Source organism: Pseudomonas veronii, assembly GCF_001439695.1.
Classification (GTDB): domain Bacteria; phylum Pseudomonadota; class Gammaproteobacteria; order Pseudomonadales; family Pseudomonadaceae; genus Aquipseudomonas; species Aquipseudomonas veronii.
Genome location: NZ_JYLL01000006.1, coordinates 1 through 12891 on the forward strand (window position 1 = coordinate 1; position 12891 = coordinate 12891).

Below are 12891 nucleotides of genomic sequence, written 5' to 3' on the forward strand. Positions count from 1 at the left end.
CTTCCTGTTCCATCAAGCGGCTGACGAAATCGAAGCTGGTCTCGCGGTACTGCACGCAGTATTCCCACTCGCGATACGGCCGGCTCAGGGCGTCTTCGAAGTCGGAAAAGCCGAGGTCGCGGAACACTTGCTTGATGATCTGCGGGATGCTCAGGTTCTGGAAAATCCGGCAGTCTGACGTGCGGCTCAGCAGCCACAGCCACGGGCGCAGCGTCACCTGGTAGCTGGCGAACTGGCCCTGGTCGATGCTCTGGCTGCACTGCGCGACGATGCCGTGAAAGTGCCGCTCGCCGCCGTCCGCCAGTTGCACGCCGACGCTCATCGGCTTGCCGAGCAACTGGTTGAGGTCGATGTTGGCGTCCAGGGAGGTCAGTTGCAGCTCATAGGCGAACAGCCGACCCAACTCTTCGCCGCCACCCATTTGATTGAGCAACAGCACGTCCGGCCCGAGGGGGCTGGTGATTTTGGCCAGGCGTGAGGTTTGGTTGAATAGCATCGGGCGTCTCGAAAATGACTAAATAACTGAAGAAACCGAGTTCAAATGTGGGAGGGGGCTTGCCCCCGAAGGCGGTGTATCAGTTGATGCATTCGGTGACTGATTCACCGCCATCGGGGGCAAGCCCCCTCCCACATTTAAACCGCATTCCAACAGTCGTTATTCGGTGTCGCTGAAGTCGTAGTGCAATTCATTATCCCGGCTACTGATCCGCACACCCGCCAGCGCCTTGCCTTCGAGCATGCGCGTGAGGAATTCATGCAATTCAGAACCGTCTTATTTATGCCTTTTTGCACTAGCTTAAGTGGCCGAAAAATAAACAGACTAAATAACAAATAGACCTATCCCGTCTTACGCGCCTGGGCGATAAGCGCTGAGTGATAGTCTTAGTCATTAGGCATAAGAACCTCACTAATATCAGCGCCTCTTAATTTTAATGATTTTATTGCGCTCTTTATTTCAAGTGCGGTTTCGATGCCGAGAATAATGGCCGGGCTTTTTTCTTTCCCGCTACCGAAGCCAATACTTGTGAAAAACATTCCATATTCTAGACGCTTCCCAGTTTCTTGATAGAAACTCGGGATGGGAACCACACAGTCAAAATATTGACCACACGTACTACAGAGATTTTCCAACTGTTGAGCACTGTATTTGATGATTTTTTGAGGCCGCATCATGAATAGCTGATTTTTTTCATTGACTAATGAAAATCCAACACTCAATTTTAAATTTTCGATGTATTCCTTGAAACGTAGCGACGCGATGAAGCGCCCATCATAAGTTGCACCAATATCAGCCTTGTTTGGTGTTTTCAGTTCTCTAGGCAGATAGCTTTGATCAATGCAGCAACCACAGGTTTTGCAAAAAATACTATCAGGTGCTCCATCAAAAAAGTATGCGTGATTATCTATAGCGCTTAAGTTGTAGGCAATGGTTAAGAACTGAGTCACTACTTTAGCCCCTGGTGTTGTGTGAAGAAGTCAAAAATAGCATCTTTGTATTATGCACCTTTCCTTTTGTCGGAAAAATTTAACCCATCCATCAAGTCAATGTGGTCGATTGTGGTAAACTTCCCCACATCCGAATCATAAAACCTAAACATATTAAAATGCAGCCCCGTCTCCCGATCCAGATACTGCTCCTGAAACCGCAATTTCTGTTCTTCAATGTAATATGGCTCACGCACTTCCTCCAACGTATTGCCCCACACTCGATAAGTCGCCCGCCAGATGTCGTGGCCGTCGACCTCGGTCAGTTGTTCACGCAGCCCGTTGAGATCGGTGGGTAGTAGCGGACTTTCTACAGCGCCCCACTACCGTCGATGCGAGCCAGGAGGACATGGCCTTCGTCTTCGTAAATATTGAGGCTGGTCTGGGTGTGCTTGTGTTACCTTTAAACTAAATATCGATAAAAAAGCTCGACCTCATGCGGATCTTCAAGCGATTTTAACGCCGCCTTGTAGTGCTCCTCAACTCTCTGCTTGAGCCCCTCAGTAGCGAGTAAGTATAGAGCAGGGTACACGGTATTGGAGCGAATCCATTCATTTGAATCTACTTCATCAAACCACTTGAGTGCTAACTCAACGCTGGTCAGTAACTGCTCTTTCCAGCCCGGCTTTTCATCCGGAGTTTCGAATGAATATAGCCATATCGAAAACCTCTCATTGAAGTGCTGAAGTGATTCGCTGGATTCCTTCAGTATCCGCCAATCGGTCAGTTCGGCGACAACCTGATTGGATGTGCGAGTTTTTATAGATTTCTCTATAATTGATTTCGACCAACTTTCCGGATACTCGAACTTGTCATCTCTCAGTGCCTTTTCAAGGACTGTATTCACATGCACCATCAGTGTCGGATCGAGAAGCTGCAGCGTCAAGTGGAGAGAAAACCATCCTTTTTGCTTGGAAAGCCCCATTGAGTAGCGCCTGATTCGACCCTTATTGTCGGTTTTTTCAAAAAAACGGTCTTTTTTTTGCGTGAACCCATGGTTTTCAAACGTCTCAGCTATACCTGAGGTCAGTAATTTCAACATATTCTCGACACTTCCAATCATTACGGCAGCCTCCATAGTGGCACCCTAGCCTCACTCACAGTAACACCTGTTGCTTTTTTCCCGGAATGCCCAAATACCCCCTGCCCATTAGTGATGACTTTATCTTTTGCAAGCTGGGCTTTAGAGCGTATTGCACGGCCTGATTTAACTTCGACAGAAATGATTTTTTGTGTTTTGTTATTTCTTATTAAAATATCTACGTAGCGGCCCCGCCCTGCGCCTGGCGTTCTTACATAAACCTGCCTACCGAGCACGGTAACATTAGGGTTTTTCATGAGCCTCTGATAAACCAGGTTCTCCGCTGCTAAACCATTGACCTTATTCTGCCGTCGCTGTGCAGCGGAGCATGCCCAACCCAATGGGTCTATCCATCCCGAAGGATTAGGAGCGTATTGATAAAGGTTGAACCCACCCATCAAGTCAATAGGGTCGGTTGTTGTAAAGCGACCCACATCCGGATCATAAAACCTAAACGTATTAAAATGCAGCCCCGTCTCCCGATCCAGATACTGCCCCTGAAACCGCAAATTCTGCTCTTCAATGAAGTAAGGTTCCCGCACCTCCTCCCGCGTATTGCCCCACACCCGATAAGTCGCTCGCCAGATGTCGTGGCCGTCGGCCTCGGTGAGTTGCTCCGGCAAGCCGTTCAGGTCGTTGTGGTAATACCGCACGCGTTGGTATTCACCTTTACTGTCGACCCTGGCGAGTGGCTCATAACTGTCGCCATCGTAGAGATAAAGGCTGGTCTGGCTATGACGATGTTCCTGCAATAAACGCAGTCCATCCCAGTCGAAACGGCTTTCTCCCAGGCAAACGCCATTCTTGTCGTGTTCAGTTTTACCGATGCGCCGCCCCAGCGGGTCATAGACCATCCTGACCACGCCGCCGTTTTCATTACGCACTTCAACCAACCGGCTTTCGGCGTCGTAGGCAAAACGCTGCAAACCTCGCACAGCGCTGCGCTTTTCAACCATTCGCCCAAACGCGTCGTAGGTATAGCGCTTGTCTTGATACGTCAGCAGCCGGTTATGCCGTACCAGGCCGCCTTGTTGTGGCCCGTCGAGCAGGTTGGCCGCCGCATCGTAGGCATAGGTTTCGATCCGGCCTATCTGTTGGCTGACGAGGATACGTCCACTACTGTCGTAGGCCAGGTGCTCTTGGCGGTCGGTACGGCGGCGTCCGATCAGGTTGTCGCTGGCGTCGTAGCTGTAATGGGTTTCGACCAGGGGCGGCAACTGCCACGGCTGTTCGATGCTGCGACGCTGGCGTGAGCGGACCCGGCCACTGCGGTCATAGTCGGTATTTGTTCTGAGTTGACCCTGAGTGCGTTGCAGTTCGCGGTGCAGGCGGTCGCGTTCGAAGTCGCTGATGACGTGGCCGTCGAGATTCAGCTGATGCAGATGACCGCTGCCGTAGTACAGGCGATTGAGCCAGCGTCCGTCAGGCAAGTGGGTTTGAGTCAGGTTGCCCAATTCGTCGTAATGGTGTTGCAGACACCCCGCCGAGCTGTGTTCTTCAAGCAGTTGCCCCAGCGCGTCATAGCTAAAGCCAAGTGCTTGCTCGCGACCGTCGAGAGCGGTGAAGGTGACCGCGACCAGTTGGTCGTTCAGGTCGTGCTTATAAACGGTGGTGCCGTCGGCGGTGACTTTGCTGACCAGGCGCCCGAGCGGGTCGCGTTGGAACTGGTGTGTCAGCGCGTCTACCGGCTCGCCTTCCCTTCCCGGCAGGTAACCGACGGCGACGACGTTATCCAGCGGGTCATACGCATAGCAGCGCCGACTGTGGTCGAGGTCTTGTTGCTGCACCAGACGGTCTGCCGCATCCCACTCAAAGCGATAGCTTTCGCCATTTTCATTGGTCAGTTTCAGCAGTCGCCCGTAGGCGTCGTGATCGAAGCTGACGCAGCGGTTGTGCGCGTCCCAGCGCTGTTTGACCTGGCCGCGCCGGTCGTAGGCATAGCGGGACGTGTTGCCGGCGGGGTCGACATAGCCCGTCAGATAACCACTGGCGTTGCGCTGGAAATGCTCAAGGCGCCCGTCCGAAAGTCGGCATTCCAACAACAACCCTTGCCGGCTGTACTGATAGCGCACCGACTCACCTTCAGCATTGGTGTGCACCAGCACATTGCCGAACGCATCGTACTGGTAGCCGGTGGCGTGGCCCGAGCAATCCACTTCCTCGATCAGTTGGCTCCACTCGTCCCAGTGCAGCTTCCGGATTTTGTCGGTGGCATCGATGATCTGCACCGGCTGGCCGAAATCGTCGTAGACATAGCGGGTGCGGTTGCCCAGCGGATCGATCTCTTCGATGCAGTTGCCATGCCGGTCGTAGCGGCAATGCCAACGGTTACCCTCCGGGTCGGTTTCCACTTCGGGCAATGCCCAATGCGCCAGCCACTCTGTGTTGCTGATCCTGGCCAGTGGATCGGTCACTGCGCTCAGGTTGCCGGATTCGTCGTAACTGAAGCGCCATTGGCCGTTTTGCGGATCAATCGCGCCGAGCAATTGGCGATCTTCGCTCCATTCGAACTGCCAGGCATGGCCCAGGTTATCGACGTAGCGGGTGATCTGGTACTGCGGGTTCCAATAGCGGGTGCTGACCCGTTTCAGGCCATCGGTGACGCGCGTGATACCGGCATCGAGGTCGTAGTCGAAGGTGAATGCATCGCCGGCATCGGTCCAATGCCGACTGACGCGCCATTCTTCACCGTGCGGGCCGGGCACTGCGCGCCATTGGTAGAAGCAACACAAGCCACTCGGCAGTTGGTGTTCGACCATGCGCCGCGCGCGGTCGTAAGCAAAACGTCGTTGGCTCGTGCCTTGTGCGTCGAGGACTTCAGCCAGGTCGCCGTGGGTGTCGTAGCGATAGCTGACCAGCACGTCGCTGCGCCCAGCAAAATGTTGCCGATGCAGGTAACGGCGCTCGATATGGCTCACGCGCCGCGGATGCTCGACGGTGTAGCTCACGTCGACATGCATCAGCGCATGGCTGTCGCGCAGGCGACACAGGCGCCCCTGGACGTCGTAATCCAGAAAGATGCGCCCTTCGTTACGATCACCCAGCAAATGCAGGCGCATCCGCAAGGAGTTCAGAGGGTCGGGCTCGAAGAGCCGATACAGGCCGTCGATACTTTCGATCAGGATGGCGCCGTCGGCGCTGCGCCTGACCGCAAGGCCTTCGCCGGGGCTGAAGGCGCCGCCTGACAACGGGATGTAGCCGATGTCTACGCGGCGCCCCTGTTCGTCGATGTAGGTGATGTGTTCATCTTGATCGATCTCGACGGCGACCTCATAGGCAACGCTCCAGCCGGCGCCGAAAAGGCCGTCGTGGCGTTGATCGAGGCTACTGTAGAAGCGCTGCCAGTCGATGGGGAGCAGGCCTGGCAGGACGAAGTCCAGTTCTTCTTCGGCGCCGAGGATTTTGGCCCCGGTCGGGCTATGCACCGGGTTGGGCGAACCGTTGACCGCGCTGTTGAGTGCCGAGGCGAGCTTGCCGGTTCCATACGCCACGGCCCCGCCCGCCAGCGCGCCGCCGGCCAGGCACGGCAATTTGCTCCAAAAGCCTTTCACATTGCCGCGTAGCGCAAGCAGCGCGGCAATCGCCAAGCCGACGCCCGGTGTCTTGCCACTGCGAATTTCGCGCACCACGACGGGGTCGCCACCGATACGCACATCGGCAGAAATCAGCCCCTCGACGCTGCCGATCTTGGCGTCACACGTGCTGCGGTCACCGCTGCGTGCGGCCGGTTGCCCGTTGATGAAGACCGAACTGGAACCCTCGGCAATAAATTGCTCGGGCATGGGCGGGTGCTTGGTGCAGGCGACCGTGTCCAGCGCACACGGCACGGTACCGGCAGCGGGCATGGCGACCGTCGGGCGCCACAGTTGTGAGAAAAATCCCTGTGCGATGTCCAGAAAACGGGGGGCCGGTGGCTCACTGGGCGCGATCGGCACAGCCATCATCTGTCCGGCGGCCCGGGCCGCTGGTTTGCCATTGATGAAAACGTCGTTTGAGCCGCTGGTGATAAAGGCCTCGATCACCGGCGGAAAAACCCAGTTGGCGGCGGTTTCGCACCAACTGGAGATCTTCACGTCAGCCCCCGAGAGCCCGGCGCTGATCCCCACCACCGCGCCGACCGCCAGTCCCAGGGCGACGCATCCAACGCCACCTGTGGCAATGGTCACGCCGGTCGCTGCGGCAATCAGCGCGCCAGCGGCCAGGCAGCCCACGGACGTGATGGCGGCATAGGCGGCGACTTCCAGCACACCGCCGAGGACATCGGCCATCATTGAGGTGTGCAGCAGCGCGTCGCCTTCGCGGGCGGCCCAAAACGCGTCAGTCATGACCAGCAATCCCTGCCTGAAAAGGCCGGAATCAAATCACGCGACTAACGTGTTGCTCAGGTGAGACTTTCCGAGGGAGGCGTAAGAATTTTCCCAAAGCAGGCGGAGCGGAGGTGCCTGCGATGCAGACATCTCAGTCCATCAGGTCCACCCAGGCGATGCCATCGCAGGCAAGCCAGCTCCCACACGTGACCGGGCCCGGCTTCCAGGATCAGGTCGGCTATAAGGCCGCCTCGCTTTGGCTTTTGATCTTGGGCGCCCCGAGCCTAGACAAGCCCCACCACCAACACCAGAACCACCGGCCAGCCCAGCACCAAAGCGCGCCAAAACCTGGGAGCATGCCGCAACTCCATGAACCCATCGGCAATCAGCCACGCCTTGACCACCGCCAGCAGCAAAACCGCCAGCCACAGCCCGGAGCCGCCGGCGAGCACGGTGCCGACGCTGAGCACGACCAACGTGGCCCAACACACGATCAGCCCTTGGGAAATGGACATCGGTACCTCATCCAATCACGTAAACCAACGGAAACAGCACCACCCACACCAGGTCCACCATGTGCCAATACAGCACCCCCGACTCCAGCCCGCCGACCGACAGCCCGCCGCGCCAGCAGCCCAGCGCCAGCCACGCGAGAATCACCATGCCCAGCAGCACATGCAGGAAATGGAACCCAGTCAGTAGCCAGTACAAGGTAAAAAACGTGCTGTGCTCCAGGCCCAGCCCGGCAGCGCCGAGGTGGGCGTACTCGGTGAGTTTGATCGCCACGTAGACCAGCGCCACCAACAGCGCCGCGACGAACAAGCCGGCACCGCGCCGCCAGCGCTGCAATCGCACCTGCTGCAACGCCAACGCCGCGAGCAGCCCGGCGGTCAACAGGCTCAAGGTCATCGCCAGCCCGGTGGAGGTGTCCAGTTGCGCGCGCCCTTCGGCAAACACCTCGGGCTTGAGCGCCTGGGTCACGGCGAACGCGAGGATCAGAATCGCGAACACCGACAACTCGGCGAGGATGAAAAACCACATCGCCAGGTCGCCCGGCAGGCGGCGCGGTTCAGGCAAAGTACACATCGACCACGTCCATCAAGGCGGTCACGGTGTGCGGGTCGTCCGTCAGCGCCTCGGCCAGGCATGCCAGGCAGGCTTCGCGAATGGGCATGCCGGCGGCGATCAGGCGCGCGGTGAAAATCAGCAGACGCGTGGAGGCCACTTCTTCCAGGTCATGTTGATCGAGGCGGCGCAAGGCCTGGCCGAGGCGCACCACCTGGGTCGCCAGGGCAAGGTCCACCTGGGCCTCGCGCGCCACGATGCGCGCTTCGCCCTCGACGGCCGGGTAATCGAAGCGCATCGCGACGAAACGCTGGCGGGTGCTGGGTTTCATGCCCTTGAGCAGGTTCTGGTAACCGGGGTTATAAGACACCACCAGCATGAACGACGGCGGCGCCTTGACCACTTCGCCGGTGCGCTCCAGGTACAACTCGCGGCGGTCGTCGGCCACCGGGTGCAGCACCACGGCGGTGTCCTGGCGCGCCTCGACCACTTCGTCCAGGTAGCAGATGCCGCCTTCGCGCACGGCACGGGTCAGCGGGCCGTCCTGCCACCAGGTGCCCTCGGCGCCGATCAGGTGACGGCCGATCAGGTCGGCGGCACTCAGGTCGTCGTGGCAGGCAACGGTGTATAGCGGCAAGTTCAGACGATGCGCCATGTGCTGCACGAAACGGGTCTTGCCGCAGCCCGTGGGGCCCTTGATCAGCACCGGCATGCGGTGGCGCCAGGCGTGTTCGAACAGCAGGTGTTCATTGTCCAGGGGTTGGTAGAAGGGCTCAGTCATGACAGGCATCCACAGCGGGTTTGATGGCCACGCTAAGGGCGCCTGCGACAACCTGGCAAGCACCGCCCGAGACAAACTTGATCGTGATCAAGCGAAGTTTGCGGTGCTGCCCCCTAGTCTGGCCCCGCACGAAGAACCTGCGCCCCGCACCGTGTTGCGAGGCAACGCAAAGGTCCCGCCTGAGGAGTAAATGGAATGCTGACTCGCAACAGAAAACCCTTCACCCTGAGCCTCGCCGCACTGAGTTGCGCGTTGGCCTTGGCACTGCCCTTGAGCGCCCATGGCGCACCCCAGCCGGCCGAAGTGAAAACCGCCGGCGCGCCGGACATGAGTCAGGCCGACTTCGACACCTCCAAACAGATTTACTTCGAGCGCTGCGCCGGTTGCCACGGCGTGCTGCGCAAGGGTGCCACCGGCAAACCACTGACACCGGACATCACCCAGGCCCGTGGCCAGGCCTATCTGGAAGCGCTGATCACCTACGGTTCCCCCGCCGGCATGCCGAACTGGGGCACCTCCAATGCGTTGACCAAAACCCAGATCAGCCACATGGCCAGTTTTATCCAGCACACCGCGCCAACCCCGCCGGAATGGGGCATGGCCGAAACCCTCAAGACCTGGAAAGTGCTGGTCAAGCCCGAAGACCGTCCGAAGAAACAGCTGAACGATCTGAACCTGGAAAACCTGTTCTCCGTCACCCTGCGCGACGACGGCAAGATTGCGCTGATCGATGGCGACAGCAAGAAAATCGTCAAACTGATCAACACCGGTTATGCCGTACACATCTCGCGGATCTCCGCCTCGGGCCGCTACCTGCTGGTGATCGGCCGCGACGCCAAGATCGACATGATCGACCTGTGGCCCGCCGAACCGACCAAGGTCGCCGAGATCAAGGTCGGCATCGAGGCGCGCTCGGTGGAGACCTCGAAATTCAAGGGCTACGAAGACAAGTACGCCATCGCCGGTTCCTACTGGCCGCCACAGTTCACCATCATGGACGGCGAGACCCTGGAGCCCAAACAGATCGTGTCCACCCGCGGCATGACCGTCGACAAGCAGGAATATCACCCCGAGCCCCGTGTCGCGGCGATCATCGCCTCCCACGAATGGCCGGAGTTCATCGTCAACATCAAGGAAACCGGCAAGGTGATGCTGGTCAATTACCAGGACATCAAGAACCTCACCATCACCACCATCGACGCCGCACCGTTCCTGCATGACGGTGGTTGGGACAGCACGCACCGCTACTTCATGACGGCGGCCAACAACTCGAACAAGGTCGCGGTGATCGACTCCAAGGAACGCAAGCTCACTGCCTTGGTCGAGGTCGGCAAGACCCCGCACCCAGGCCGTGGCGCCAACTTCGTACACCCTACCTACGGGCCGGTCTGGGCCACCAGCCACTTGGGCGACGGCGGTATTTCGGTGATCGGCACCGACCCGATCAAACACCCGCAATACGCCTGGAAACAGGTGGAATCGCTCAAGGGCCAGGGCGGCGGCTCGCTGTTCATCAAGACCCATCCCAACTCCCGGCATTTGTATGTCGACACCACCCTCAACCCCGACGCCAAGCTCAGCCAGTCGGCCGCGGTGTTTGACATCGACCATCTGGACAAGGGTTACACGGTGCTGCCGATCGCCGAATACGCCGGGATCAAGCAAGGCGCGCTGCGCGTGGTGCAGCCGGAATACAACAAGGCCGGCGACGAGGTGTGGTTCTCGGTGTGGAACGGCCAGACCGAGGAATCGGCGCTGGTTGTGATCGACGACAAGTCCCTGAAGCTCAAAGCTGTTATCAAGGACAAGCGCCTGATCACCCCAACCGGAAAATTCAACGTCTACAACACCCAACACGACATTTATTGAGCCCCATCAACACAAGGACTTCCGATGAAAAATACTCTCCTCGCACTGCTGACCTGTGCCGCCGCATTCAGTCTGCAACCGGCCTTCGCCCAAGACGGGCTGGCCTTGTTCAGCAGCAAACCCTGCGTCGGCTGCCACATGGTTGACAGCAAACTGGTGGGGCCGGCCTTGAAGGACGTCGCGGCCAAGAACGCCGGGGTGAAAGACGCCGCCGTGACCCTCGCCAGCCACATCAAAAACGGCACCCAAGGCAACTGGGGGCCGGTTCCGATGCCACCGAATATGGTGACGGAAGACGAAGCCAAGGTCTTGGCCGAATGGGTCCTGACCTTGAAATAAGCACAAGGAGCGCGCCATGAATGCATCGATGATCGGTACGGCCATGGCGCTGTTCCTGCTGATTCCCACGTGGGCGCTGGCCACACCGGACGCCGCCCGCCTCGAACACCTGCTGACCCAGGACTGTGGCGCCTGCCACGGCCTGTACCTCACCGGCGGCCTGGGCCCGCCCCTCACCCCGGCGGCCCTCGCCGGGCAAAGCCGCGACAGCCTGACCGCCACCATTACCTACGGCCGCCCTGCCCGCGCGATGCCCGGCTGGGCGCCGTTGCTCAGTTCCAGCGAGATCGCCTGGCTGGTCGAACGCCTCTTGCAAGGAAGCCCCGCACCATGATGCGCCCCACTCTTCTATCGCTGTGCCTGCTGCTCGGTGCCTGTGCCCAACCACCGCTGCGCGGGACTGGCGACCTGGGCCTGGTGATCGAACGCGCCAGCGCCAGTGTGCAAATCATCGAGACCAGCGGGATGACGGAGCTGGGCCGGATCGACGGCTTGGGCGACCTGTCCCACGCCTCGGCGGTGTTTTCCCGCGACCAGCGCTACGCCTACATTTTCGGCCGCGATGGCGGCCTGACCAAAGTCGACCTGCTGCGCCAACGCGTTGAAAAACGCATCATCCAGGGTGGCAACAGCATCGGCGGCGCCATCAGCCAGGATGGCCGCCTGATTGCCGTGTCCAACTACCAACCCGGCGGGGTCAAGGTGTTCGATGCGCAGACCCTGGCCCAGCTGGCCGACATTCCCGCCACGCCCCTGGCCGGCGGCAAACGCTCGCGGGTGGTGGGCCTGGTGGATGCGCCCGGCCAGCGCTTCGTGTTCAGCCTGTTCGACACCGGCGAGATCTGGAGCGCCGACTTCAGCCAGAGCAACACCCCGCAGATCACCCGGTTCCGCGGCATCGGCGAACAACCCTACGACGCGCTAATCACTGCCGATGGCCGTTACTACATGGCCGGGCTGTTCGGTGAGGACGGCATGGCCCAGCTCGACCTGTGGCATCCCGAGCACGGGGTCAAACGCGTGCTCGCGGATTACGGGCGCGGCCAGGCAAAACTGCCGGTGTACAAGATGCCCCATCTCGAAGGCTGGGCCGTGGCCGACAACCAAGCCTTCGTGCCCGCCGTCGGCCATCACCAGGTGCTGGTGATGGATGCACGCAGCTGGCAGCAGACCGCCGCCATCGACGTCGCCGGCCAACCGATTTTCGTCACCGCACGCCCCGACGGGCGCCAGCTGTGGGTCAATTTCGCCTACCCGGACAACGACCGCGTACAGGTGATCGACACCGAGACCCACAAAGTGGTGGCCGACCTGCGCCCCGGTCCCGGGGTGCTGCACATGGAGTTCACCGGGCGTGGCGAACAGCTCTGGCTGTCGGTGCGCGACGGTGAGCAGGTGCAGGTCTGGGACCCGTACCGCATGACCTTGCTCAAGACCTTGCCGGCCTTGAGTCCCAGTGGAATTTTCTTCAGCAGCCGCGCGCAAAAAATGGGGTATTGAGATGGACCTTGACCTGCTTAGCCGTCAATTGATCGAACGTTACCAGCACGGCATGCCGCTGTGCGCCGAACCTTATCGCGAAATGGCCCAGGTGCTGGGCTGCAGCGAGGCCCAATTGATGAGGTGCCTGCACCGCCTGGAACTGGCCGGTTCGCTGTCGCGGGTCGGCCCGGTGTTCGAACACACCCGCGCCGGCGCCAGCACCCTGGCTGCCCTGGCGGTGCCGGTCGAACGCCTGGAACAGGTGGCACGGCGCGTCAGCCAGTACCCGGAAGTCAACCACAACTATGCGCGCGAGCATCAGTACAACCTGTGGTTCGTGTTGACCGGCCCACACCGTCAGCACCTGCGACAGATCCTCGACGAGCTGGAACAAGACACCGGCCTCATTCCCCTGGATCTGCCGATGCTCACCGCCTATCGCATCGACCTCGGGTTCTCCCTGGGAGCGCATCCGTGATCAT

The 12891-nt window shown here is 59.5% G+C and carries 12 protein-coding genes and 2 pseudogenes; 5 read left to right on the top strand and 9 right to left on the bottom strand.

The features are described 5' to 3' along the window. From TU80_RS09615 to TU80_RS09645, 9 genes and pseudogenes are all read right to left on the bottom strand, one after another. Window positions 1-496 (bottom strand): type VI secretion system Vgr family protein (locus TU80_RS09615; RefSeq protein ID WP_134939315.1); only part of this gene is annotated, 496 nt, incomplete at its 3' end. 159 nt (window positions 497-655) lie between these two features. Further along, window positions 656-754, bottom strand: a pseudogene (locus tag TU80_RS33920) (hypothetical protein); the annotation flags it as partial. Window positions 755-882: 128 nt separating this feature from the next. After that, entirely contained in the window at window positions 883-1446 is a 564-nt protein-coding gene (locus tag TU80_RS32630) for a hypothetical protein (RefSeq protein WP_132849944.1), read from the bottom strand. A 77-nt stretch (window positions 1447-1523) separates the two neighbouring features. Beyond that, window positions 1524-1882, bottom strand: a pseudogene (locus tag TU80_RS09620) (RHS repeat-associated core domain-containing protein); the annotation flags it as partial. A gap of 6 nt (window positions 1883-1888) precedes the next feature. Then, a complete protein-coding gene (locus TU80_RS09625; protein WP_057004351.1) occupies window positions 1889-2548 on the bottom strand; it encodes a hypothetical protein in 660 nt (219 codons plus the stop codon). Continuing rightward, entirely contained in the window at window positions 2548-6891 is a 4344-nt protein-coding gene (locus TU80_RS09630) for an RHS repeat-associated core domain-containing protein (protein WP_057004352.1), read from the bottom strand. The genes TU80_RS09625 and TU80_RS09630 overlap by 1 nt, the downstream gene beginning before the upstream one ends. Before the next feature lie 266 nt (window positions 6892-7157). Beyond that, window positions 7158-7388 (bottom strand): cytochrome C oxidase subunit IV family protein, encoded by a 231-nt coding sequence (locus TU80_RS09635; RefSeq protein ID WP_057004353.1) that lies wholly within the window; start codon window positions 7386-7388, stop codon window positions 7158-7160. Between the two features lie 7 nt (window positions 7389-7395). Next, entirely contained in the window at window positions 7396-7959 is a 564-nt protein-coding gene (locus tag TU80_RS09640; protein ID WP_057004354.1) for a cytochrome c oxidase subunit 3, read from the bottom strand. After that, complete coding sequence (locus tag TU80_RS09645; protein ID WP_017849348.1) at window positions 7943-8719, bottom strand: CbbQ/NirQ/NorQ/GpvN family protein; 777 nt, start codon at window positions 8717-8719, stop codon at window positions 7943-7945. Before TU80_RS09645 ends, TU80_RS09640 begins: the two co-directional genes overlap by 17 nt. Window positions 8720-8914: 195 nt before the next feature. Here TU80_RS09645 and nirS point away from each other — a divergent pair, with 195 nt between their 5' ends. From nirS to TU80_RS09675, 5 genes are read left to right on the top strand one after another with little or no spacing between them, the layout of a single operon-like run. Beyond that, window positions 8915-10588: a nitrite reductase gene (gene nirS / locus TU80_RS09655; RefSeq protein ID WP_046383073.1), complete on the top strand. Its 1674-nt coding sequence runs from the start codon at window positions 8915-8917 to the stop codon at window positions 10586-10588. A gap of 24 nt (window positions 10589-10612) precedes the next feature. After that, the gene (locus TU80_RS09660) at window positions 10613-10927 is read left to right on the top strand and encodes a c-type cytochrome (protein WP_046383072.1); all 315 of its coding nucleotides are present in this window, start codon (window positions 10613-10615) and stop codon (window positions 10925-10927) included. A 16-nt stretch (window positions 10928-10943) separates the two neighbouring features. Further along, complete coding sequence (locus tag TU80_RS09665; protein ID WP_017849352.1) at window positions 10944-11261, top strand: c-type cytochrome; 318 nt, start codon at window positions 10944-10946, stop codon at window positions 11259-11261. After that, window positions 11258-12427 carry a cytochrome D1 domain-containing protein gene (locus TU80_RS09670; protein ID WP_057004355.1) on the top strand — a complete coding sequence of 390 codons (1170 nt, stop codon included), beginning with the start codon at window positions 11258-11260 and terminating at the stop codon, window positions 12425-12427. The genes TU80_RS09665 and TU80_RS09670 overlap by 4 nt, the downstream gene beginning before the upstream one ends. Before the next feature lies 1 nt (window position 12428). Further along, a complete protein-coding gene (locus tag TU80_RS09675) occupies window positions 12429-12887 on the top strand; it encodes an Lrp/AsnC family transcriptional regulator (protein ID WP_057004356.1) in 459 nt (152 codons plus the stop codon). Window positions 12888-12891 lie beyond the last annotated feature (4 nt).

What these genes read in the sequence shown, in the direction of transcription:
- TU80_RS09625 (WP_057004351.1), bottom strand. Translation starts at nt 2,548, where the DNA reads ATGATTGGAAGTGTCGAGAATATGTTGAAATTACTGACCTCAGGTATA.
- TU80_RS09630 (WP_057004352.1), bottom strand. Translation starts at nt 6,891, where the DNA reads ATGACTGACGCGTTTTGGGCCGCCCGCGAAGGCGACGCGCTGCTGCAC.
- TU80_RS09635 (WP_057004353.1), bottom strand. Translation starts at nt 7,388, where the DNA reads ATGTCCATTTCCCAAGGGCTGATCGTGTGTTGGGCCACGTTGGTCGTG.
- TU80_RS09640 (WP_057004354.1), bottom strand. Translation starts at nt 7,959, where the DNA reads ATGTGTACTTTGCCTGAACCGCGCCGCCTGCCGGGCGACCTGGCGATG.
- TU80_RS09645 (WP_017849348.1), bottom strand. Translation starts at nt 8,719, where the DNA reads ATGACTGAGCCCTTCTACCAACCCCTGGACAATGAACACCTGCTGTTC.
- nirS (WP_046383073.1), top strand. Translation starts at nt 8,915, where the DNA reads ATGCTGACTCGCAACAGAAAACCCTTCACCCTGAGCCTCGCCGCACTG.
- TU80_RS09660 (WP_046383072.1), top strand. Translation starts at nt 10,613, where the DNA reads ATGAAAAATACTCTCCTCGCACTGCTGACCTGTGCCGCCGCATTCAGT.
- TU80_RS09665 (WP_017849352.1), top strand. Translation starts at nt 10,944, where the DNA reads ATGAATGCATCGATGATCGGTACGGCCATGGCGCTGTTCCTGCTGATT.
- TU80_RS09670 (WP_057004355.1), top strand. Translation starts at nt 11,258, where the DNA reads ATGATGCGCCCCACTCTTCTATCGCTGTGCCTGCTGCTCGGTGCCTGT.
- TU80_RS09675 (WP_057004356.1), top strand. Translation starts at nt 12,429, where the DNA reads ATGGACCTTGACCTGCTTAGCCGTCAATTGATCGAACGTTACCAGCAC.